A 22,859-nucleotide genomic window follows, 5' to 3' on the forward strand; every position below is an offset into this window, starting at 1 on the left:
TTTTAATAAACGATGAAGAAAGTACTTTTGACAGCAACATTGTGCATGGTAGTAGCGCTATCTTTTGCACAAAAAAAGGCGGTAAAAGATGCTAAGAGTGAAATGAACTCGAACAATTTTACTGAGGCTCGAGAACTAATTAAACCGGCACTTACTGACCCTGAAACAGCTAATGATGCTGAAACTTGGAAAGTTGCAGGTGATATTGAAAATAAGGCATTTGATACTCAGAGAACAAATCAAATGCTTCAAAAAGAGTTCAAAGAAGACATCATGTATGATGCTCTATTGAATTCATATGCACCCTATATCAAAGCGGATGAGTTAGGTCAAATACCTGATGAAAAAGGAAAAGTAAAAAACAAATTCAGAAAAGATATAGCTGTAACTTTAAGAGCTAATCACCCATTCTTTATCAATGGTGGTGTTTACTATAATGATAAACAAGATTATAGCAAAGCATCTATCTTCTTCGAAAAATATTGGGAGTTACCTTCTTTGCAAATATTTGCTGATGATAAAGACAAAATAAATACTAACGATAGTACATTCCAAACTATTAAGTATTATGCTGTTATCACTGCTATCCAAGCAAAAGAAGATCAAAGAGCTATTGAACTATTGAGCAGAATACTTTCTGAACCATTTACTCCTAATAGCACATACAAAGAAAGTGATGTATATGAGCTTTTAGCTAGCGAATACGAAAATACTAAAGACAGTGTAAACTTTGTGAAAACATTGGAACTTGCTGCTGCTAAATTCCCTGAAAACAAATACTTTGTTCCTAACTTGATCAATCAATATATCAAAGCGGGTAAATCTGAAGAAGCAATTGCTTATTTAGATAGAGCTATTGCAAACAATCCTGAAGGATCATGCGATATGTATAGTGTAAAAGCTTCTCTATTTGCTGAGAAGAGAGACTTTGTTACTGCAGATGCTACATATCAAGCTGCTTTGAGCAAAGACCCTGCTTGTGAGAGAGCTCTTGAGGGTTTAGCTGTATCTTATATTGTACAAGCACAAAACTTGAAAGAAGAGGCTGGTAATGTTTCTTCAGCTAAAGAAAGAGCTGAATTAGATGACAAAGCTAAAGACCTATACAACAAAGCATTTCCTTTATTAGAGAAATATAAATCAGTATTGGAAGGTCGTACAGCTGACGAACAAGAAATCAAATCAATGTTAGTTAAACTACAAAACGTATACTACAATCTAAATATGGAGAAAGAATACGAAGCTGTAAGTGCTGAACTTGAAAAATATAAATATTAAGTTTTAAATAAAACTTAATCGAAATCTATAAGGGGTTATCAAATAGTGATAACCCCTTATTTTTTATTTATAAGCCTGTATAGAAGCACATTTTCTCCAATTAATTCAAAAGATTAAAATGTTACATAATTACCATTATGTTTAATTGATGTTTTATTAATTAATACCGTTAGTAATAATCACTCAAAGACTCCTATTCAAAGCATAGTAAATTAAAGTATTATGTTAAAGAATATACTCTGTCAATGCTGACTTAGAAACAATCTATATAAATATGAAAGTGATTTTCAAACAAATGTCGAATAGATTTGTTTAATTTGTATAATGCTTAATTAAAAAAACAAGTATATGACTACGATTATCTCTTACTTTCTGATGACTTTACTTAGTTTTAATTTAAACGTGGAGGATCAAACAAATAATAATAACGATTATAAAAGTACAAAAGCTATGAAATTTGAAATGCCTAAGTTGCCATATGCAACAAATGCTTTAGAGCCAGTTATCAGTCAACAAACTGTAGAACTACATTATGGTAAACACCTTCAAACGTATGTAAACAATCTGAACAATTTAGTACCAGGAACTAAATTCGAAAATTCGGATCTTATTACTATCATCAAAGAAAGTGATGGAGCTATATTTAATAATGCTGGTCAGATTTTGAATCACGACCTATATTTTGCTTCATTTACAACTCCTGGAACAGGTGGTTCTCCTAAAGGAAAATTAGCTGAAGCTATTACAGCTAAATTTGGTTCGTTTGAAAACTTCCAAAAAGAATTTAATACAGCTGGTGCTGGATTATTTGGATCAGGTTGGGTATGGTTAGCTAAAGACGCTAGCGGTAACCTATCTATCGAAAAAGAACCAAATGGTAGCAATCCTGTTGTAAAAGGTTTAACTCCAATCTTAGGAATTGACGTATGGGAACATGCATACTATCTAGATTACCAAAACCGTCGTGCTGATCACTTAGCTGAAGTTTGGAAAATCATCAATTGGGACGTAGTTAGTGCACGTTACTAATCAAAACTCATAAATTCAATAAAAGCAGTCTTATAGAATAAGACTGCTTTTATTTTTTAAGGGAAACCCTACTCTCTTTTAGTTCTTAATATGCGTAAGTTATATCTGTTATCAGGGCAGAACTTACAACTTTATCTTGTGTTAGATTATTAATTTGTTCAGGTCTATCTAATTCCTGCGGAGAAGGTGGTATGAAAGAACTTTTTGAGCCCTTAATTGATATTTGACGAGCTTTAGAATCAATTGATATATTTGCATATAAAGCACTTTTATATGGAACTGTATATGGCAAAGCTGAACGTGTTTGATAAACTGATTCAGGAAAACGTGTTCTATCAGCATATTCTTCTCCAACCCATACATAACTTGCACTATTAATCTGCATATAGTTTATTCCATCTCTTATTGTATGACAGTCGACATGATTATGACCACTTAATACACCTACAATAGTTACACCATCAAGCCTTGCTTTATTTAAAATACTCCTTAAAGCTACAAAACTCTCATTATCATCAAGTGCCCCATCAACAGGTGCATGAGTAAATAAAACGATATGTTTACTTTTATCTTTTAATAAAGCTTCTAGCCAATTTAATTGTTTTGACGATATCCTATCATTCTTTTTACCATAATAATTACCATCTGCATAATCTATTTCTTCCCCATTGGCATCTATAAAATTATTGGTATCTAAGACTATAAAACGAAATATACCTTTATCAAAATAATAATAAGGGGCTTTCATTTTCAAATATTCAACATACTGTTCTTTTGTACCAATATCCATATCGTGATTCCCTAGAACGGAATATTTTTCCAATGGGTAGTTAAGCCAAGATTCAACAAACTCTTTGTTTTCAGGCTTTCTCATAGCAAAATCACCTAATTGAATAATGAATTGTGATGAATTCTTCTCCGCAGCTTCAAAGACATCTCTCAATCGAATATCGGCATCATGTATTATATCTTGATGGATATCTGTAAACAAAGTAAAATCAATCACCTCCTGAGCTTTTAATAATGGAGAAAAGAATAAACATAAAATTAAAATTCGTGCATGCATAACAATATTAGATTTATTGGGTTAAAATAGGTAAACTACTAAGGTAGTTCATTATAGTATACCAATAATACAAATTATAAATGAAATATCCCCTCTAATAATAAACAATAATGCAGTCCCCTACTCTATCCATGCTCTTTTTAACTATTACTGGAGCTGTTGTTTCTTATTCTTTTATATCTTTGCCTCCTGATCTAGGGGTGCCCCAAAGGCTGAGATTATACCCATATAACCTGATCCGGATAATGCCGGCGTAGGGAAATAGATATGCTTCGTGCACAATGCATACTACTTCACAATAAGGTAAACTTCTCGTAATCCCCTTTTTTATTTATTAAGCTCGATGAAATGTTCTGCATTTTATCACTAATCATTATTATTTAAATGAAAAAGGAAATAATATCTTTCACTGTTTTTCTATCTAGCGTTTCTCTATTCTCTGAGGAAATAGAAATTCCAATTCCAGACAGCTTGAAACAAGTAAATCTAAGTGAGATTATTGTATCAGCAACTCGAGTTAACGAACGTGCTCCCATCGCATTCTCGAATATCAGTTCTATAAAAATAAAAGAAAACAATGCGGCAAGGAATATCCCCTATATTCTGGAAACCATGCCTTCCGTAGTTGCTTTCTCCGAAGATGGCTCAGGAGTAGGAAATACCTCTCTACGAATAAGAGGTACAGATGCTACGCGTATCAATGTAACCTTGAATGGAATGCCTCTCAATAATCCAGAAAGTCAAGAAGTATATTGGGTAAATATCCCTGATATATCTAACTCTCTACAAAGTATTCAGGTACAGCGCGGCGTGGGTTCTTCAACCAACGGAGCCGGAGCTTTTGGTGCCAGTATATCGATGAAAAGCCAAGGAGCAAAGCCCGAAGCATATGGAGAAGCGTCTACTGCCATCGGTAGTTATAATACATTTACATCCACTATCGCAGCAGGAAGTGGTATTCTCAAAAATGGTCTTTCTTTTGATGGACGCTATTCGCGTGTAACAGGAGACGGATATATTCGTAACGGTAAAGTAAACCATCGTTCCGCATACGCAGCACTATCTTATTATACTGATAACCAGTTGCTAAAATTAAGCTACATCAATGGTATTCAGCACACAGGAATCACTTGGGAAGGAATCAGCCCCGAGCAAATGAAAGTAGACCGTAGATATAATACTGCTGGTAGATTTTATGACAGCGCTGGCAATGTACAATATTACGATAACGAAACAGACAATTATTATTCTAACATAGTACAGCTAACCTATTCGAACACTATAAGTGAGCAATTGTCATTAAATGTAGGATTTAATTACAACCATGGATATGGATATTATGAGAATTATAAAATGGATCAGAAATTCAAGAAATTTGGCTTAGCTCCTCAGTTGGTGAATGACTCCTTATATAAGTCTTCTGATATTATCAGACAAAAACTGATGAAGAATAATTTCTATACCGGTAGTGCTACTTTAAACTACATTACAGACCAATTAAGCTTGGTTGGAGGGGTTATGGTATCCTCTTTTGTTGGAGATCACTATGGAGAGCTTAAATGGTCTAAACTCAATCAAAACATTCCGGCTAACTACGAATGGTATAGAAATGATGCAAATAAGAAAGAATTTAATATTTTCATGAAAGGATCATATAGAGTAACCAATGGTTTATCTGTGTTCGGAGATCTTCAATACCGCTATATTGATTATAGAATGAAAGGCATTGATGATGACCTGCAAGATATAACTAATAATAACTATTTTAGCTTTTTCAACCCTAAAGGTGGACTCTCATATACCTTTGATACTAAGAATGAAGTATATGCATCATTATCTTTTGCTCAACGTGAACCTTTGCGAACAGATATAAAAGAATCAGTAAAGGGAGGTAGCTTTCAACGCATCAAGCCTGAGCAAATGCTAGATTATGAATTTGGCTATAGATATGCTTCGGCTGGAGCCTCTTTTAATGCCAATATCTATTATATGAAGTATAAAGATCAGATGGTTCAAACAGGTAAACTAAACGATGTAGGCTATAAACTGATGGAAAATGTACCTGATAGCTATCGTTTAGGTTTAGAGTTGATAGGAGCTTATCAATTTGCAGAATGGATACGTTTGGATGCTAATGTTACTATAAGCAGAAATAAAATAAAAGACTATACTGCCTATTTCGATTTATATGATAATCAAACAGATTGGAATTTAGTAGGTCAAACATCAGAGCATTTCAAATCAACAGATATTTCTTTCTCTCCTAACGTTGTTGGTAGTGGAATAATTACTGTTACACCCTATAAAAAATTGTCTGTTGCACTTATTGGTAAATATGTTGGAAAACAATATTATGACAATACCTCTAACAAAAACAATCAATTAGCTGATTATTTTGTAAGCAATCTGACTATCGGGTATACCTTCAAAACACAAAAAATGGGAGAAATTGATCTTCAATTCTTTGTTAACAATGTATTTAATAAAGAATATGTAGCTAATGCGTGGGTGTCTACCGATAAGTTTGAGGACAATACACAAATTGTATATACCGGCTTATTCCCTCAAGCACCCCGCAATATAATGGCCAAATTAGGTATTAGATTTTAATCAAGTTACAAACCTTTTTTATTACTTTGATAAGCAAAACAAAAAGACTACTCCTATTACGACATATATAAAAGTAAATGGAAATTATTATAAATTTTATTGAAGAGAATTGGGTAGAGATTATAGGAGCCATTGTTGGGCTCCTATATCTCTATTATGAATATAAGGCCGATCTCAAAATGTGGCCGGCAGGCATTATCATGTCATCTTTTTACACTTTTGTATTCATACATGCCGGTTTCTATGCATTTGCATGTATAAATATTTACTATATTTTGGCTGGAATATATGGTTGGATAAAATGGCATAAGCCTTCTATTGAAGACGCTGATACAACAAATGAGATAGGACTGCTCCATGCCCCTGCCCGATTGTTATTACCTCTTACAGTGGCCACTATCATTATCTTTGGCATTATAGTATTTGTTTTACAAACTTATACCGATAGTGGAGTTGTATATGGCGATAGTTTTGTTACTACAATTAGTATTGTAGCCATGTGGATGCTGGCTCAGAAATATGTTGAACAATGGCTATTACTCATTGTTATAAACATCGTATCTGTTTTTTTATATTTATACCAAGACTTATACCCCACTTCCGTTATGTACCTTGTTTACAGTATAGTTTCTGTATTTGGATACCTAAGATGGAAAAAGATGATAATTAAAGAAATAAATGAAAATATATAAATACCCCACTCTATCGACTAAAGCTGACGCTATAATATTGGCTAATGGAGAATTTCCTACAAATGACATTGCGTTATCTATTCTCACCAATAATAATTATATAGTTTGTTGCGATGGTGCTATTAATAATTTAGCTCATACAGATATAATACCTCAAGCTATTGTAGGTGACTGCGACTCGTTGTCTGAAACCAATAAAAAGAAATTCCAAGACCTAATTATTCAGATAGAAGAGCAAGAAACGAATGATCTTACAAAATCAGTACAATATTGCATATCTCAAGCTAAAAAAGACTTGATTATTCTTGGAGCTACAGGGCAACGAGAAGATCATAGTATTGCAAATATTGGTTTATTAGCCGACTATATAGATTATATTGATGATATATGTATGGTCACAAACCATGGTGTATTCAATGCAATTAACACTTCAAGTGTTTTTGAAACTTATCCAGGGCAACAAATTTCAATATTTTGCATTTCTCCTTGCGAAGTAACAACCAACAACCTCAAATACCCCATACAAAAAAGAGTATTTACAAATTGGTGGCAAGCTACTCTAAATGAATCAATAAGCACCTCCTTTTCGATAGAAACTACCGGAAAACTAGTTGTATTCAGAGCTTTTTCATAACATCGGATAATAATCATATAACTATTCCAAATAGATAGATAAAGCTTAATATAACTGCATTTTAGCATTCTATTCTATTTCATTAACCGTAAAAAAGCAATATCTTTGTGAGGCATTAATATTGATGTTGTTTATACTACTTAATCAATGGAATTTATACACTTCATTATCGATTTTATCCTTCACATCGACAGACACTTATTAGAACTAGTTGAAAATTATGGCGTATGGGTATATGCTATTCTCTTTTTAATCGTCTTTTGCGAAACAGGCTTAGTGGTAACTCCTTTCCTTCCAGGAGATTCTCTCCTATTTGTAGCAGGAGCTCTAGCAGCATCCAATGTTACCGGCGATTTTAACATTATCATTTTGAATATAATACTCATCGCAGCCGCTATTTTAGGCGATGGAGTAAACTATACAATCGGGCGTTTCTTTGGAGAGAAACTCTTTAGTAATCCCGATTCCAAGATCTTTAAACAAAGCTATTTAGAGAAAACCCATCAATTTTACGAAAGGCATGGCGGTAAAACAATCATTTTAGCTCGCTTTGTTCCAATCGTTCGCACATTCGCGCCTTTCGTTGCAGGAATGGGACATATGGGATATAAACATTTTGCAGCCTATAATGTTATAGGAGGTGTTATCTGGGTTGTGTTATTTACACTTTTAGGTTATTTCGTAGGTACCATCGATTGGGTACAACAAAATCTTAAGCTACTAATGGTAGCAATTATATTTCTTTCGATTGTACCAGCTATAGTTGAAGTAATCAGAGAAAGAGCTAAGAGCAAAAAAGAAGCTTAAAACAAGCATTCTGCATAACTCATTTATTTAGAGTAATTATAATATTTACTGTCACATTCTACAGTCATAACTAACAGTTGCTTATTATGCTTAGATAGACAACAAATAGGTCTGAGACCTTAACTATGAGATAAATGGAAGCAATCGCAAATATACCGGACTGTCAGTCAAAACAAAGAATCGTTATAATCGGAGGTGGTTTTGCCGGCTTAGAAATAGCTCGCAAAATAGACTCTGCTTATTATCAAGTAGTTTTAATTGACAAAGTAAATTACTATCAGTTTCAACCCTTGATGTATCAAGTAGCAACCGGAGGCTTAGAGCCTAGCTCTATATCGTATCCCCATCGCAAAACCTTTCAAAGGAAGAAAGATTTTCACTTTAGAACTTGTTATGCAAAACAAGTTTTAGCTGATGAAAAGATCATTGAGACCAGTATAGGATCTCTAAAATACGATCACCTTATAATAGCAACAGGCTGCGACACCAATTATTTTGGAAATGACAGTCTTAAAGAATCTACATATGCTCTAAAATCTATTTCGGAATCGCTACTTGCTAGAAATAGAATTCTGTTCAGTTTCGAAAAAGCACTAAGTGCCAGAACAGACGAAAAGGTACGAGAATTGCTAACTTTCGTTATTGTTGGTGGTGGAGCAACAGGTGTTGAGTTATCGGGAGCTTTGGCTGATATGAAAAAAACTATATTACCAAAGGATTATCCTGAGCTAGACTTTAATAAGATGGAGATACACTTAGTAGATGCTTCTCCACGCTTGTTATTTGCAATGTCAGAGGAAGCTTCGGCAAAAGCAGAAGAAACATTACGTAATAGAGGTGTTATTATCCACCAGAATATATCTGTAAAAGATTACAATAAACCTGATGTAGAACTATCTAACGGCGAAAAAATTCAGACACACAATGTTTTCTGGGTAGGAGGTGTTAAACCAAATAGTTTAGTCGGATTAAAGGAAGAATCTTATAATAGAGGTCGTATACTGGTAGACGAATACAATAATGTTATTGGTCACAACAGCATATATTCTATTGGTGACACTTGTTTACTTGTATCGAACAGTTCTCCAAAAGGACATCCACAAGTAGCTCAAGTAGCAATGCAAATGGCAAGAAACTTAGCTAAAAATCTAAATCAAGAAGCTAAGGGATATACCGTAAAAGAGAAGTTTGTATATAAAGACAAAGGTTCATTGGCTACCATCGGTAGAAATGCAGCTGTAGCAGATATATGGAAACTCCATTTTGGAGGAACCGTTGCATGGTGGTTATGGCTATGGGTGCACATTCTCTCTATTGTAGGAATAAAAAACAAAGTATCTGTTTTTATCGATTGGGTATGGAGTTATGTTACATACGATGTTTCACTTCGCCTTTTTATTCGCCCAAAGAACGATAGAATGTATGAAGAGATAGAGGAACGCGAAAAGACCAATTAAATAAGGTCACAGACCCTTACTTAAAAAATAAATATTACAACATTACGCCTTTCATAGAAATAATAAAAGAGATCTAAATTAGATCTCTTTTATTATTGTATCGGTTTGCTTCTTTATTTTATTTTCCCTCACTCTTTCCCATATAAAATGAGGTATCAAACTTCTCATAAATTGTCTGATATAAGCATTTCTTATATATTTTTTGAAATAAGGAGAGTCATTTGGAGCACCATATGCTATTTGCATGTCTACAAATTCTTTCGCATGCTTCACCTCACTATTCATACTTATACCCACCGAGGCATCATAAGAACAAACAATAACAGAAACATGCTTCAATAGATGACCTTCTCTGTTTAATCGAAGGAAAAACTCTGTATCTGCAGCAATCTTATACTTTAAATCGAATTTATTCTTCTTTGCAATATCAGCACGAGCAAAAGCTGCCTGATGCGAGAATGGCATGAAATGGTCTCTATCACACTCGTAACCTTGTCGTATATACGAAAAAGTTTTTAATCGATATTCTGCATCTCCATAAACCGTAGCATATTTAGAGTAATCTTCCTGTGTATCAAAAATCTCTGTAACCACAGTCGAAGAGTAAAAATGATCACCGGCATTCATAAAATTAATCCAATTCCCCGTGGCCCTTTCTATCCCTTTGTTCATCGCATCATAAATACCTTTATCTGGCTCACTTACAAATATGGATAGCTGGTTTTCGTATTTTCTAATTAATTCGACTGTTCCATCCGTTGAGCCTCCATCTATAACAATATATTCTAGGTTAGAATATGTCTGATCAAGTACACTTTTAATAGTTTCTTCTATGATAGACACTGCATTATACACAACAGTTACAACTGATACTTTATCTAGAGTCATTGTTTTTCAGCATTTAATTTGTCTAACATATCTATAAGTTGGCTATCAATATTAATATCTAATTTACGTGCAAACCAAGCTTTAGAGGCTTCTATTTTAGGGAAATCTTCCGATGTCAGTACCTTGGGACTTTTCCCTTTATCACCCCAATCAAAAAAACGATAAATTTCGTTCTCCATATCCTTTTTCAAAGGAGAATTTAATAATACTGATTGTATATACAACTCGTCCGAACATCCCGTATATCTAAAAAAGTCTACAACTTTCGGATTTCTCTCCGTATAGTCTAGTAAATAGTTCACTGCTTCCGTAGATAAAGTGAACCAGCACGAACCATAATACACTTCAGTAAAAGGATATTTACGTTTAAAGCCAAGCTTTTGAAGTATCTTCTTTATAATATGATTGTTCCTTATGTCTTTTTCAGGCAAAAAGAACCAATATTCAAAACGTTTTCTCATTAAGTTAGACCAATCATCGGTTCCCAACTTAAAAGAATCTATATAGCTTTTATTAGGCTTATTATTCAGAAACTCTACTATTTCAGATATGGGTACAATAGGATAATCTAACCCACTAATAAATAAAATGTGAGAATATATAGCTTTTGTATGGGTTATTTCATTGAATGAGTTAAGTATTTGCTGCAATTGAGAAAATCTCCCCCAAACAACCTCTACCCTATCATTCAGAAAAAACACATTCTTTACAGCATCCTTAAAAGGCTCGATATCAACTTTTCCATCCACATTTATAAAGATATCCACATTGGGATGTCTTAGACGAGAAATCAATCGAGCAAGTTGCTCAGGATTAGTGTGCGCATGAATCAATAAGGCTACTTTCATTACAAAGTAAATTATGAATATCGTTTTACTAACTCCAAAACTTGTTGGGCTGACTTATCCCATGAATATTTTTGAACCTGTAGCCTACCCTTTTGGCTCAATTCCTTCCTGAGTTGAGTATCACGAATCAGCAAATCCATTTTAGAGCTCATATCCGCAACATTTAAAGGATCGGTATATAAAGCTGCATCTTCGTTGATTTCTCTCAAAGCAGGTATGTCAGATACTATAACGGGGCAACCATAGGACATGGATTCTAAAGGTGGAATCCCAAATCCTTCATATAAAGAGGGATATACAGAAAATAAAGCATTCTTATACATCTTTTGTAAAGACTCATCATCAAGATATCCTGTAAGAATAACATTTTCGCTAATAAGCTTTTGCATATCAGGAGTATTAAATGCTTTGAATTGCATACCAACAATATATAGCTTTATAGACTTATCTTCTATATTATTGAAAGCTTCTACCAAACGAATAAAGTTCTTTCGAGGATCCATTGACGAAACCGATACTATATAGCTTTCAGCCTCTCCGCTATGTTCAATTGATATATTATCAACCTTATGGTAAGAAGGAATACTACAATTGATTACATAAATTTTTTCAGCTGCAATTTGAAGAGTCTCTTCAATTTCTTTCTTAGAGAATTCACTAACGGTAATAACTGCATGCGCCTTTTTCCCTATTCGAGGCATCATATAACCATAAAACCGACAATAGTTTTTAGAAAACCATTCGGGATGTCTCTCGTGCGACACATCATGTATAGTAATTATCTGATTCGAATAATTTAGAGGGCCACAACCCGAAAAACTTACAAGTAAAGGATTTCCTTGTTGTTTAAGATACCTAGGTAAACTAATCTGCTCCCAAAGGTGTGAGCCCATCGATCCACATGCTACAGTTTTAAAATTAAATTTGTAGTCAGAATTAATTTCCTTTGGCACAGCCACATAGAAATCAACCTCAAGTTCATGAAGTTTATTACACATCTCAAAAGCAAACCGATGAACACCTGTTGGCTTCTGTGTCAAAAATCGACCATTTACTACAAACATATATTATTGGGTAATATCTCTATAATATTTCTTTTGAAACCAACTTTTTTTAATAAAAAGATAACTTAAACGAGTCCAAAAATACATTTTAAACCTCTCCCACCCCTTATTAGACACAGGCTCTTCTTCAAAAAAATCGTAATTAGCAACCGTATTAAAATAGCGTTTCTTTTGAGGCATTCCTCCCTTTAGGAATTCAATATGGTGAGTAACCATCTTTGATTTTGGAAAAACATAGAATCTCCTTTGCGTTGAGTCATCCACATACGGATACCTAGACACATAACTAGGTACATGTACAGGCATATTCTCTGTTATCCATTTAAATCTCACATTGGCATCTCTCAGATAATTTGCAATATAACATTCCGGATATATTTCAAAATCAAACAATTTAGGATTTTGACGTATAAAATCTGATTTTATTACAGCAAAATCTACAGCCAAAGCGTAATCTTTATCGTACCAATCGGCACTAGACCAAACCACGCTAGAGGCTTCTTCCATGAATTCGACATACTCTTTTACTGTTCGATCAGTATACATCCATGTATCAGCTTCTAAGATAACTGTATAATCGCAATCCACAGGAATATACTTCTGACCTTCTATAAGTAATTGAGAATTGCCTTTTTTATGTCCCGCATTATGCTCTAATACAATAAGATTATCTATAAGGCTGACCGATTCAGCATTAATACGATAACCATCGGGGTAACCATTACTAATAACAATTATATGATAATCAAACTCAGTCCATGTACGTCTTATTATCTGAAGATTATACTTCAAATCTTCAATACGATCATATACCCGAATTAAAATTGCAACTCTTCTTTTCATCTAAACTCTTAGTAATATAAAATACTCATTACTACACTCCATAGCTCTAACTAATTATTCTGAATATTATGCATTTCAGAGTAACAGCAAGCTCAAAATCTTTATTTCTTGACTAAGCTTTTAATAATCTTATCCATTTTGTTGACAGCAATATCCCATGAAAATTGCTGTATAAAAGTATTCCCTCTTTTTGCTAAAGATATTCGATTTTCATTATTAACAATCAAACTCATCACTTTGTTAGCTAATTCGTCTGAATTTCTAGCTTCATATAACAATGCCGTTTCATTATTTTTTCCATATTCTGCGTGCCCCTCTATATCGGTTAATACAGCTGCACAACCACAGAACATGGCTTCCATAGGCGTTAATGCCATTCCCTCTGTTAAAGAGTTTGATATAAATATAGCATTTCTATTATAAATCAGGCATAAATCTTTAGGATCCCGGTAAAAAGTAATCCAATCTGGTAAGTCTTCTGGCTCTGGGCATATACCAAATAAGTCAACAGTTAACTCAGGGCACTCTTCTTTTACTTGTGCCAAAGCTTCAAGTCCATAATTCGAACCTTTTATTTCTTGTATAGAATACAACATACAAATTGAAGCTGGTTTTCGTCCTTCTATAGACTCTAAGACTTTGTATTTATCTTTGTCAATTGCATTGGGAATAAGAAGTGTTGGATTCTGAGTATACTTCTCAACAATCTCTTTTAAATAAGAGGCAACTACAATATTGGTTACACCTTCCATATTATACGAAGCATGTAATTCATCTTCATGTCCTATCCAATTTTCGTAGCCTTGAATAAAGTTTATCTTTTTTCCTTTACGACTTTCCAACTTCCCCATTTTTACAGCATTTGCCCACCATGTTGCTATAATAATATCCGAATCCTTTACGCTTCTATTATTTATAGTATTAGCATACGACATCGAAATATTATGCCTGAAATCAAACCATTTACTAGTTCTAAACCCTTCTATATATGATAAAACATAACGCAAAAAATATGGCAATCTATATTCCATATATCTTGTTTTCAGAGGATAGGTAATATGCACATCATACCCCAAATCTGATAACCTATTTGCATATTCATACATAACTCTAAACCCTCCTGCGGGGCGTCGAGCTTTGAACGGCATAACGAAGTTTAGTCGAATTGAATTTTCCAAGTCGGTATAATTGTGGTGTGTAAATATAATATCTGTAATGAAGAAAGTAGAATATAAAGAGATACATGAATAAGTTCAAATCTGACAGTCCCTTATAATTCAGTGCCAAGTTGTATGCATACATTACCAACAATGTAAAAGTAAATGCTCTATCATTGGTAAAAGACATTTTCACCAGCATAAACTGATAAAAAAAGTAAGCTAATGTACCAGGTAGCCCTACATAGAATAACAAACGAGTATACCCCACATCACTACCCCAGAATTCCATAACTCCCCATCCATACAACCATTGATCAAAAGTATGTGGTAATTGAAACATATTTTCCAATCCATCAGAAGAAGCAGTTCTAAACTCTCCCGTATTACTATAATTAATAAAAGCTTCAAATGCCCAATCTGCAAACTCAGGAAAATAAAGATATGCAAGTGTATGACCTATTGATCCAAACAAAGCTGCAACAGCCAAGAACCTAAAAAATTGTCCTTTCTGAACTTTCTTTTTACCACTCGTAAAAATTAGAATTACAGCAAGAATAATACTTGCAAAAAGCCCAATGGAGGTTGTTCTTGCAGAGAGAAGTCCTACATATGCAATAAAACAATATACACTAGCGATTAAAAGAATCGAAATTAGATTCAGCTTAGTCTTTAATATGATATATACTAAAACAATAAGAGCAAAACCACATGAAATACCTGCTCCAAAAAAGGCAACACCATATCCTAACAAACGAGCACCTTCTGTTTCTTGTCGCTTTGCAAGAGCAACCATATCCATCATTTGCAACGAATTGAAGAAATCTCTAATTGTAGCATTTTGATGCATAGCTATGGAGATTACACACTGTGCAAATATCGCTCCAACAATATAGTACAAGAATAGTGTAAAACTCCCTCTTGGGTGTATAATAAAGAAAAAAGTGACAATTAAATATGACCCAAATATCCATGCAAACTGACTTTTTGTATAGTCCATCATGTATGCATCTCTAAACGGAGTTAAGTATGCAGTGATAAGACAGGCTAATACAAATGGAATATATGATAAAAAAATAGTTATAACCTCATCAAAAGGTTTTCCATTATACAGATATAAAATAAGTCCTAATACCCCAGATGTAAAAAGGAAAGAATACCCAAAGAATGAAATAGCCTGAGGATATAACGTATAGAAAAGGAAAATAAAGAATATCGTTATTAACAATATTTTTTTCATATAATTTTATCTAAATACAAGTTTATATAAAAAAGACTTTTTGTATTCCATCTTAAATATACATTTAATTCGTAATATTAAAATATCTCGTTTTTTGTAATATGTTTTATCATATAATGAAGATGTAAAACATTTATCTAAAACACTCACACCCAATCTTGAATTAGCGCAAAGTCGAATCCAATGCAAAGATAAGATCCTCTTTAAATACTCTGGAGAACAAAACTGATCGTTTCTATTTCTATCTAACAATGTTTGCATAAACACCTCACATTTTTCAAGATATTCAAAACTTGAATGTGTTGGTACGCATTCTGCAACCGATGCATATATATCTAAATCCTCCTCAGATGACGATAGCCCTAGTTTTTCACAATGAATTTTAAAAACTTCTTTTTTATTATCAATTTGTTTTTTTTTATTCAATGAAGATACTTGATGTTCATGAACTCTATAATACAGAAGAGGTTCATTTAAATTTGCTAATTTAGTACAATAAAGAGCTTTAGACCATAAAGCATAATCTTCTACATGCAAATATTTTTCTTCAAACTTCAATCCTAATTCTGTAAAAAGAGTTTTACGAACCATTACTGCCGGATGACAAATTCCTGATCTGAATAAAAGATAAGCTTGTAATTCCTCATATGTCACCGGATTTATATATAGATTTCGCTTAGCCTTACCTGTTCTAAAAGTATAAAACATGGTACTAACAACATCATAATCCCCATTTCTCTCCAAAAACTCAACTTGCTTTTCTATTCTTGTAGGAAAAGAGATATCATCGGCATCCATGCGAGCTATATATTTGCCATTACATAAATCTACACCTTTATTGAGAGTCTTTATCAATTTTAAGTTTACATCATTCGTATAAATCTTGATTCGGCTGTCTCTATGGGCTAATTCGTCTAATTTATTAGCCGTACCATCAGACGATGAATCATTTATAATAATGATTTCCAAGTTTGTATATGTTTGAGACATAATGGAAGAAACGGATTCAACCACATAATCTTCAACATTATAACAAGGTATTAAAACTGATACTAGGGGTGTTGACATATTTTATGAACGATTTCCTTTATTATATATTGCCTTAAATATAGAAGTATATCCTTCGACCATTTTGTCTATTGTAAAATTTCTCAAATAAGAATTTCGAGCCTCAGATCGCATGACTTCATTTGTTGTACCTTCTAAAACGTAATCTATTTTTTCAGTAAAAGATTGAACATCATTTTCTACTGCAAAACCATTCTTTCCATCCAAAACTTCTCCAATACCTCCAACATTAGATGCTACTACAGGAATTCCAAATGATAAGGCTTCCAATAGAGAAATAGGTAAACCCTCATAATTAGAAGGCAGTATAAAAACATCAGCGTATTTCAAATACACATATGCTGCATGCGTTTCGCCTAAACAAAATACATTAGATGGCAAATCTGAGATAATCTCCTTGTTCCCAATCCAAACAAATGCATACTCAGTTCTTTGCTTTGCAATATCAATAAATAAGTCAAATTTCTTTTGTGCAGATATTCTAGATACACACATTATCAACTTACTGTAATTATTCTTTATACCTTCAATCTTATTCTTTAAATTAGAATCTTCAAGAGCCTCCAAATTATCAAACTTATGATCTACAACTCCATTGTAAACAAGCTCAACATTACGAGATATCCCCTCCTCTTGTAAACAATTTACATCATATTGGCTAACTCCAACTATCTTCGCAGCTCTATTTTTTAACAATTTCTCTACAATCAAAAATTTACGAAAAGCTTTTCTTATAGAGTCAAAGCCATGCACACTGTACACTATAGTTTTGGGGTTAAAAACGATACGACCTATTGCTCCCATCTTAGAAGAGTGTAAATGAACAATATCTGGCTTACATTTTATTCTTAGACGCAATAATTTAAAGGCCAAAGATATATCCTTCAAAGAAGCTTCCTTTCGATGCTCACAAATTTTGATTAGATGTACCTTTTTTGTTAGATGTTTCCAAGCCTCACCATTACCTCCATATAGAATGAAAACTTCATCATCATCGCTCAACCCTTCAATAAGGTTTGCCACAACTGACTGAGCTCCGCCAAATTCCGACACGGTTATAACTTGAAATATTTTCATCCTATTTTAACATACTTATTAATAACCAAAGTACAAAGATATTCCTTTTTAAACAAAAATAGCGATGAGATACAATCTTTCCTATCGTTCTTCACCTTAATTAAAATTTAGAATATATCCTTTTTTAGTAATATCTTTCTAAATTTGCAATTAAATACTGAATTTAGGATTTAACAATTTTAGGAAATCATATATGGAAAGATTATTCACGAGAAAGGGATTTAGTATGTTTATACTTCTGGTAGATCTCTTTATCATTTATCTATCAACCTATCTTGCATATTTATACTTTGCTGACAGTTTAGCTGCATATAACGACAATTTATACTCCATTATATCAATGGCTCCCTATATTGGTTTGTTTTATCTCATTGTAGGGCATGTATTCGAACTTGATAAACCTAAAGAATTTACATTATTTGGAGTAGCCTATTCCGTTACAGTGGCAATTCTATGCTTATTTATGCTAACAATGGCGATGAGCTTTCTTACCCGACGATTGGCTTATCCTCGAAGTATACTTATTGTGAGCTCCATAGTCCAGGTCGTACTCCTAACTCTGTGGCATCTATATATTAATAAAAAATACCTTAGAGACAATGTACTCAAAACTGTTTTAGTCATTGGGTATGATAAAGCAAAGTATTTAGCACTAAAGCTAATACATTCAAAAGGTATTTGGTCGAATGTTACACATATTTGCACCCCAGAATCTGTTAATTTAGAAAAACACCTATTAAATTCAGATCTGATTTTTATTTCCGATGATGTAGATGAAAGTAGGAAACAAGAAATGGCTGAAGATTGTGTTAAAAAGAACAAACAGTTTTTTTATGAACCTAAGTTTCAGGAAATTTTTCTATTTAATGCCAATTTTATTCAAATAGAAGATACCCCCGTTTTAAAAGTAAGACAGTTTGATATAAATATAGAGCATGATTTTGCAAAACGAATCTTGGATATTTTACTATGCTCCATAGCTTTTATAATAGCATTTATCCCCGGTTTATTCGTTGCACTATGCCTCAAGATTGGAGGAGGTAGTGTATTCTATAAACAAGAACGTATTACACGAGCTAATAAGCCGTTTTTCATCTATAAATTCAGAACAATGATAGAGAATGCAGAAGCAGCCTCTGGACCAACTCTAGCCCAACAATCGGATAATAGAATCACCAAACTTGGCGCTTTTTTACGGGCAACACGATTGGATGAAATTCCACAAATTTACAACATACTGAAGGGTGACATGAGCATTGTAGGACCACGTCCCGAACGCCCATTCTTTGTTGATCAATATTGCAAAGAGATTCCCGAATACGACTTGCGCCATAGAGTTAAAGCTGGTTTAACAGGTTTAGCTCAAGTACAAGGTAAATATAATACCTCTGTTAAGGATAAACTAAAGTACGATCTATTATATATTAATGGGTATTCATTTGCATTAGATATTAAGCTTATCATGCAAACCTTAACAGTTCTATTAAAGAAAAGCAGTACAGAAGGAGTTCGTGATATCGAAGACCAAGAAGAATTTATAAACAAATTGATAGATAAGGACTAGAAAGTACGATATAATTCAATACTTAAGACTTATATAGTAACCAAGCCTTACTTAAATACTCCTATCAACTTAAATAATTTTACCAAGACACAATAATGAATAGTTTCTCTGAATTAATCACACAAAGACGTAGTATACGTAAATTTACGTCTGAACCTCTTGATGCAGAACAAGTAGAATTAATTTTAAAGGCCGGATTAAAATCTCCGACTTCAAAAAATGCTAAACCTTGGCGTTTTATTGCTATCGAAGATAAAGAATTACTTGCTCAACTCTCGTTATGCAAGAAAATGGCTAGTAGATTAATTGCAGATTGTGCATTGGCAATAGTTGTAGCTGTTGATCCCCTGACTAGTAGTGTATGGATTGAGGATGGCTCTATAGCCTCCATTATGATGCAACTTCAGGCAGAAGACTTGGGTTTAGGCAGTTGTTGGGTACAAATCAGAGATCGCTATACTGCGTCAGAAACTTCATCCGAAGAATATGTAAAAGACTTATTAGATATCCCAATGCAATTACAAGTTCTATCCATCATTGCTTTTGGTCATAAAGATCAAGAAAAGCCTCCGCATGATGAAGAAAAATTAGAATGGGAAAAAGTCCATATAGGTAAATATAAATAACCCTTTAGACCTTTTATTGCTTAGGTTAAGCTAACTATAATAGTAATAGCTTGTGCCAAGTAGCAAAGAGAATTAACTCCTTCAAAAAAATACTGAAAACAATATAATCTCCTTCACATGGCTAAAAGTTCAGGAAACAGACTTCCATATGGTCTTTTAATTCTTATCATAGGTATTATTTATTTACTAAGTAAAACAGGTATATTATCACACATTCCCTATGCTGATAAGCTAATGAATATTGGTACATTTTTTATAATTGCCGGTATCATCTTTTTATTTACAAAGGCTGAGAAGACTATGGGCATTGTATTTACAGCGATAGGTGTTATTATGAATTTCGATTTCTTCTTTGGATGGATTCATAATTATTCGTCATTAATAGTCCCAGTCATACTAGTTATCATCGGGCTTTTTATGGTTATAACTTCAAGAAAATAGATATCAAATGAATATTGTATTTATTGGAGCAGGAAAGCTAGCTACACATTTGGCTACCGAATTAGCTAAACACTCATTTACTATTCAGCAAGTATATAGTAGGACAGACCATTCAGCACAAGAATTAGCCCAAAAAGTTAATGCTAAAGCAACCTCCAATATCAAAGCAGTTGATACTAATGCTGATATCTATATCTTTTCAGTTAAAGATTCAGCCTTACTTTCAGTTATTACCGAAATGCCATCCAACAATGGACTATGGCTGCACACCGCCGGTAGTATTAGCTTAGATATATTTAAAGGATATAGTATTCGATATGGGGTATTATATCCCTTCCAAACATTCAGCGATAACAGAGACTTAAACTTTCGTAAAATCCCTATCTTTATAGAAGCAAGCAATAAGACTGATCTGGATTTATTACAAAGTATTTGTCTACAAATTTCGGATAAAGTTCGAACCTTATCATCCGAGAAACGCCAATATTTGCATGTAACAGGCGTATTTGCATGTAATTTTGTAAACCACATGTATACAATTTCTCAACATATTTTAGAAGAAGAAGGTATTCCTTTCGAATCCCTCTTACCTTTGATTGATGAGACTGCATCAAAAGTTCACACCCTATTGCCACAAGAGGCTCAAACAGGTCCTGCAATACGTTACGATGAAAATGTAATTCAAAAGCATATTGATTTAATAGAAGACCCTGATTTGAAGGAAATATATGCATTAATAAGTAAGAATATACACAAAACAAATAAGTCTTAATAAAAATATGAGTTCTATAAATTACGATCTAAATAAAATAAAAGCCTTTATATTTGATGTAGATGGAGTATTATCTCCTGATAGTATACCTATGTCTCCCGAAGGAGAACCTATGCGTATGGTAAATATAAAAGATGGCTATGCGCTCAATCTGGCATGTAAAACAGGTTATGGAATGGCTATTATAACAGGGGGAGATACAGAAGCTGTTAGATTACGTTTCTCTCGCTTAGGAATAGAGCATATATATATGAAATCGTCTATTAAAATAACCGATTTCAATGATTATCTCTCCAAAACAGGTTATAAGCCCGAAGAAATTATTTACGTTGGAGATGATCTTCCCGACTATCAAGTAATGCAAGTAGTAGGCTTACCCGTTGCTCCGGCTGATGCTGCACCCGAAATCAGAGGTATTGCTAAATATATATCTCATAAAAAAGGTGGAGAAGGCGTTGCCAGAGACGTTATAGAGCAGGTTATGAAAACGCAGGGTACATGGATGAATGATAAAGCTTTTGGTTGGTAAATTAAATGACAAAAAAACAGATCCTATATACCTTCATCTTTTTATCTATAACACTTGTTGGTTTTATGGGTCTCAAATATGCATATAATTCCGGATATATAAGACTTAATTATCCATCTTCTGAGCAATACCCCGTTCATGGAATTGATATTTCACATCATCAAAAGATAATAGACTGGGAGAAGCTTGATAAGCAGAAAGTACAATTTGCATTTATAAAGGCAACCGAAGGTGGTGATTTTAAAGACACTCGCTTTGTAGAGAATTGGCAACAAGCTAAAGAGCTAGATATAGCAGTAGGAGCTTACCATTTTTTTACATTCTGCAAAGATGGCGAATTACAAGCCCTAAATTTTATAGGTTCTGTACCCAAAGACAGTACCAACCTTCCTCCAATTATTGATCTTGAGTTTTCGGGAAATTGTAGTAAAGAGAATTATCGCGACGATATTCTCCACGAAATAGATCTCTATATAAGAACAGTTGAAGCTCATTATGAGAAAAAAGTAATCATTTATACTACATGGGAGTTTTACCGAAGATATCTGACACAAAACTTCACCAATAACCCTATCTGGATTCGTGATATTCAAAATACACCTAAACTAGATAATGACAGGGAGTGGCTATTTTGGCAATATACAAATAGAGGAGAAATTGAGGGAATAGAAACCTTAGTCGATCTTAACGTTTTTTCGGGGACTAGAAGTGAATTTGAGCAACTTATGAGGTAAGAGTTTATCTACTTAATCAGGGTGGAGATAAATACACAAAAGGAATAGCAGGTATATTACGAAGGACAAAAAAAGTAAGAGTTACTACCAATACAATCACACCAAACTTGCTCGAAAACAAAAAGCTATTTAGATATTTCTGCCTCTTAAGTCCATACACCTCAATCAAAACAATATATAGATAGACAAAGAACGGAATACAAATTACAAATATGGCATTAGATCTAAAAGCTTTCAAAAATTCGCCATGTAACAAATAGTGTAATGCTCGCTGCCCTCCACAGCCCGGACATTGCAACCCTGTTATCTGATAAAAACTACATTGTACACTCCATCCACTATTTGCCTCATTATAAAAATAATACATACAAACTACTAACAGAGGAAGTATTATTGATAAAGCTATAATAATATATTTTCTCATACTCGAATATA

Annotated in this window: 23 protein-coding genes and 1 riboswitch; of the genes, 13 read left to right on the top strand and 10 right to left on the bottom strand. The window is 33.4% G+C overall.

Annotation, left to right across the window (positions count from 1 at the left end; translation table 11 throughout):
* The first annotated feature begins 12 nt into the window (after positions 1-12).
* On the top strand, positions 13-1,278 hold the full coding sequence (locus IR022_RS05420; RefSeq protein WP_050711381.1) for a hypothetical protein: 1,266 nt from the start codon (positions 13-15) through the stop codon (positions 1,276-1,278).
* 372 nt (positions 1,279-1,650) lie between these two features.
* Positions 1,651-2,307, top strand: coding sequence for a superoxide dismutase (locus tag IR022_RS05425; RefSeq protein WP_050710613.1), 657 nt, complete (start codon positions 1,651-1,653; stop codon positions 2,305-2,307).
* A gap of 85 nt (positions 2,308-2,392) precedes the next feature.
* Here IR022_RS05425 and IR022_RS05430 read toward each other — a convergent pair whose 3' ends face one another.
* Positions 2,393-3,373, bottom strand: a complete 981-nt coding sequence (locus IR022_RS05430) for a metallophosphoesterase family protein (protein WP_050710600.1) — start codon at positions 3,371-3,373, stop codon at positions 2,393-2,395.
* Between the two features lie 189 nt (positions 3,374-3,562).
* Positions 3,563-3,650: riboswitch (TPP riboswitch) on the top strand.
* Positions 3,651-3,757: 107 nt separating this feature from the next.
* Between IR022_RS05430 and IR022_RS05435 the strand changes: the two genes are divergently transcribed.
* The 5 genes from IR022_RS05435 to IR022_RS05455 all read left to right on the top strand — a co-directional run bounded on the left by IR022_RS05435 (position 3,758) and on the right by IR022_RS05455 (position 9,573).
* A complete protein-coding gene (locus tag IR022_RS05435) occupies positions 3,758-5,983 on the top strand; it encodes a TonB-dependent receptor (protein WP_194202919.1) in 2,226 nt (741 codons plus the stop codon).
* Positions 5,984-6,060: 77 nt separating this feature from the next.
* Positions 6,061-6,675 (top strand): nicotinamide riboside transporter PnuC, encoded by a 615-nt coding sequence (gene pnuC, locus IR022_RS05440; protein WP_199330271.1) that lies wholly within the window; start codon positions 6,061-6,063, stop codon positions 6,673-6,675.
* Entirely contained in the window at positions 6,662-7,309 is a 648-nt protein-coding gene (locus tag IR022_RS05445) for a thiamine diphosphokinase (RefSeq protein WP_194202920.1), read from the top strand. The genes pnuC and IR022_RS05445 overlap by 14 nt, the downstream gene beginning before the upstream one ends.
* Positions 7,310-7,465: 156 nt before the next feature.
* Entirely contained in the window at positions 7,466-8,116 is a 651-nt protein-coding gene (locus IR022_RS05450; protein ID WP_317174049.1) for a DedA family protein, read from the top strand.
* Positions 8,117-8,250: 134 nt separating this feature from the next.
* A complete protein-coding gene (locus IR022_RS05455) occupies positions 8,251-9,573 on the top strand; it encodes an NAD(P)/FAD-dependent oxidoreductase (protein ID WP_050710605.1) in 1,323 nt (440 codons plus the stop codon).
* Positions 9,574-9,651: 78 nt separating this feature from the next.
* On the opposite strand, the gene IR022_RS05460 is transcribed toward IR022_RS05455, so the two are convergent.
* The 8 genes from IR022_RS05460 to IR022_RS05495 form a co-directional block, all read right to left on the bottom strand.
* Entirely contained in the window at positions 9,652-10,461 is an 810-nt protein-coding gene (locus IR022_RS05460; protein WP_194202922.1) for a glycosyltransferase family 2 protein, read from the bottom strand.
* A complete protein-coding gene (locus tag IR022_RS05465) occupies positions 10,458-11,309 on the bottom strand; it encodes a beta-1,6-N-acetylglucosaminyltransferase (protein ID WP_194202923.1) in 852 nt (283 codons plus the stop codon). Before IR022_RS05465 ends, IR022_RS05460 begins: the two co-directional genes overlap by 4 nt.
* 11 nt (positions 11,310-11,320) lie before the next feature.
* Positions 11,321-12,373, bottom strand: coding sequence for a glycosyltransferase family 4 protein (locus IR022_RS05470; RefSeq protein ID WP_194202924.1), 1,053 nt, complete (start codon positions 12,371-12,373; stop codon positions 11,321-11,323).
* Positions 12,374-12,376: 3 nt separating this feature from the next.
* Entirely contained in the window at positions 12,377-13,216 is an 840-nt protein-coding gene (locus tag IR022_RS05475; protein ID WP_194202925.1) for a glycosyltransferase, read from the bottom strand.
* 101 nt (positions 13,217-13,317) lie between these two features.
* Positions 13,318-14,364, bottom strand: coding sequence for a glycosyltransferase family 4 protein (locus IR022_RS05480; protein WP_242053071.1), 1,047 nt, complete (start codon positions 14,362-14,364; stop codon positions 13,318-13,320).
* The gene (locus IR022_RS05485) at positions 14,327-15,613 is read right to left on the bottom strand and encodes a hypothetical protein (RefSeq protein ID WP_191976352.1); all 1,287 of its coding nucleotides are present in this window, start codon (positions 15,611-15,613) and stop codon (positions 14,327-14,329) included. Before IR022_RS05485 ends, IR022_RS05480 begins: the two co-directional genes overlap by 38 nt.
* A 6-nt stretch (positions 15,614-15,619) precedes the next feature.
* On the bottom strand, positions 15,620-16,681 hold the full coding sequence (locus IR022_RS05490) for a glycosyltransferase family 2 protein (protein WP_194202927.1): 1,062 nt from the start codon (positions 16,679-16,681) through the stop codon (positions 15,620-15,622).
* A 3-nt stretch (positions 16,682-16,684) separates the two neighbouring features.
* Positions 16,685-17,758, bottom strand: coding sequence for a glycosyltransferase (locus IR022_RS05495; protein ID WP_194202928.1), 1,074 nt, complete (start codon positions 17,756-17,758; stop codon positions 16,685-16,687).
* A gap of 193 nt (positions 17,759-17,951) precedes the next feature.
* Here IR022_RS05495 and IR022_RS05500 point away from each other — a divergent pair, with 193 nt between their 5' ends.
* The 6 genes from IR022_RS05500 to IR022_RS05525 all read left to right on the top strand — a co-directional run bounded on the left by IR022_RS05500 (position 17,952) and on the right by IR022_RS05525 (position 22,424).
* The gene (locus IR022_RS05500) at positions 17,952-19,322 is read left to right on the top strand and encodes a sugar transferase (protein ID WP_194202929.1); all 1,371 of its coding nucleotides are present in this window, start codon (positions 17,952-17,954) and stop codon (positions 19,320-19,322) included.
* Positions 19,323-19,417: 95 nt separating this feature from the next.
* Positions 19,418-19,948, top strand: coding sequence for a nitroreductase family protein (locus IR022_RS05505; RefSeq protein WP_194202930.1), 531 nt, complete (start codon positions 19,418-19,420; stop codon positions 19,946-19,948).
* Between the two features lie 117 nt (positions 19,949-20,065).
* Positions 20,066-20,389, top strand: coding sequence for a LiaF transmembrane domain-containing protein (locus IR022_RS05510; RefSeq protein WP_050710935.1), 324 nt, complete (start codon positions 20,066-20,068; stop codon positions 20,387-20,389).
* Between the two features lie 7 nt (positions 20,390-20,396).
* Entirely contained in the window at positions 20,397-21,161 is a 765-nt protein-coding gene (locus IR022_RS05515) for a Rossmann-like and DUF2520 domain-containing protein (protein WP_194202931.1), read from the top strand.
* 7 nt (positions 21,162-21,168) lie between these two features.
* A complete protein-coding gene (locus tag IR022_RS05520) occupies positions 21,169-21,690 on the top strand; it encodes a KdsC family phosphatase (protein ID WP_050710933.1) in 522 nt (173 codons plus the stop codon).
* Positions 21,691-21,755: 65 nt separating this feature from the next.
* Complete coding sequence (locus IR022_RS05525; RefSeq protein ID WP_242053073.1) at positions 21,756-22,424, top strand: glycoside hydrolase family 25 protein; 669 nt, start codon at positions 21,756-21,758, stop codon at positions 22,422-22,424.
* Positions 22,425-22,440: 16 nt separating this feature from the next.
* Here IR022_RS05525 and IR022_RS05530 read toward each other — a convergent pair whose 3' ends face one another.
* Positions 22,441-22,848, bottom strand: coding sequence for a DUF2752 domain-containing protein (locus IR022_RS05530; protein WP_050710931.1), 408 nt, complete (start codon positions 22,846-22,848; stop codon positions 22,441-22,443).
* Positions 22,849-22,859: the final 11 nt, after the last annotated feature.

Source organism: Dysgonomonas sp. GY617, from assembly GCF_015233815.1.
Classification (GTDB): Bacteria; Bacteroidota; Bacteroidia; order Bacteroidales; family Dysgonomonadaceae; genus Dysgonomonas_A.

Excerpts from the sequence above, each read along its gene's own strand:
- IR022_RS05515 (WP_194202931.1), top strand. The coding sequence starts at position 20,397 with ATGAATATTGTATTTATTGGAGCAGGAAAGCTAGCTACACATTTGGCT.
- IR022_RS05480 (WP_242053071.1), bottom strand. The coding sequence starts at position 14,364 with ATGCCGTTCAAAGCTCGACGCCCCGCAGGAGGGTTTAGAGTTATGTAT.
- IR022_RS05435 (WP_194202919.1), top strand. The coding sequence starts at position 3,758 with ATGAAAAAGGAAATAATATCTTTCACTGTTTTTCTATCTAGCGTTTCT.
- IR022_RS05455 (WP_050710605.1), top strand. The coding sequence starts at position 8,251 with ATGGAAGCAATCGCAAATATACCGGACTGTCAGTCAAAACAAAGAATC.
- IR022_RS05465 (WP_194202923.1), bottom strand. The coding sequence starts at position 11,309 with ATGAAAGTAGCCTTATTGATTCATGCGCACACTAATCCTGAGCAACTT.
- IR022_RS05520 (WP_050710933.1), top strand. The coding sequence starts at position 21,169 with ATGAGTTCTATAAATTACGATCTAAATAAAATAAAAGCCTTTATATTT.
- IR022_RS05525 (WP_242053073.1), top strand. The coding sequence starts at position 21,756 with ATGGGTCTCAAATATGCATATAATTCCGGATATATAAGACTTAATTAT.
- IR022_RS05445 (WP_194202920.1), top strand. The coding sequence starts at position 6,662 with ATGAAAATATATAAATACCCCACTCTATCGACTAAAGCTGACGCTATA.
- IR022_RS05475 (WP_194202925.1), bottom strand. The coding sequence starts at position 13,216 with ATGAAAAGAAGAGTTGCAATTTTAATTCGGGTATATGATCGTATTGAA.
- IR022_RS05510 (WP_050710935.1), top strand. The coding sequence starts at position 20,066 with ATGGCTAAAAGTTCAGGAAACAGACTTCCATATGGTCTTTTAATTCTT.
- IR022_RS05490 (WP_194202927.1), bottom strand. The coding sequence starts at position 16,681 with ATGTCAACACCCCTAGTATCAGTTTTAATACCTTGTTATAATGTTGAA.
- IR022_RS05470 (WP_194202924.1), bottom strand. The coding sequence starts at position 12,373 with ATGTTTGTAGTAAATGGTCGATTTTTGACACAGAAGCCAACAGGTGTT.
- IR022_RS05430 (WP_050710600.1), bottom strand. The coding sequence starts at position 3,373 with ATGCATGCACGAATTTTAATTTTATGTTTATTCTTTTCTCCATTATTA.
- IR022_RS05530 (WP_050710931.1), bottom strand. The coding sequence starts at position 22,848 with ATGAGAAAATATATTATTATAGCTTTATCAATAATACTTCCTCTGTTA.
- pnuC (WP_199330271.1), top strand. The coding sequence starts at position 6,061 with ATGGAAATTATTATAAATTTTATTGAAGAGAATTGGGTAGAGATTATA.
- IR022_RS05420 (WP_050711381.1), top strand. The coding sequence starts at position 13 with ATGAAGAAAGTACTTTTGACAGCAACATTGTGCATGGTAGTAGCGCTA.
- IR022_RS05500 (WP_194202929.1), top strand. The coding sequence starts at position 17,952 with ATGGAAAGATTATTCACGAGAAAGGGATTTAGTATGTTTATACTTCTG.
- IR022_RS05460 (WP_194202922.1), bottom strand. The coding sequence starts at position 10,461 with ATGACTCTAGATAAAGTATCAGTTGTAACTGTTGTGTATAATGCAGTG.
- IR022_RS05495 (WP_194202928.1), bottom strand. The coding sequence starts at position 17,758 with ATGAAAATATTTCAAGTTATAACCGTGTCGGAATTTGGCGGAGCTCAG.
- IR022_RS05505 (WP_194202930.1), top strand. The coding sequence starts at position 19,418 with ATGAATAGTTTCTCTGAATTAATCACACAAAGACGTAGTATACGTAAA.
- IR022_RS05485 (WP_191976352.1), bottom strand. The coding sequence starts at position 15,613 with ATGAAAAAAATATTGTTAATAACGATATTCTTTATTTTCCTTTTCTAT.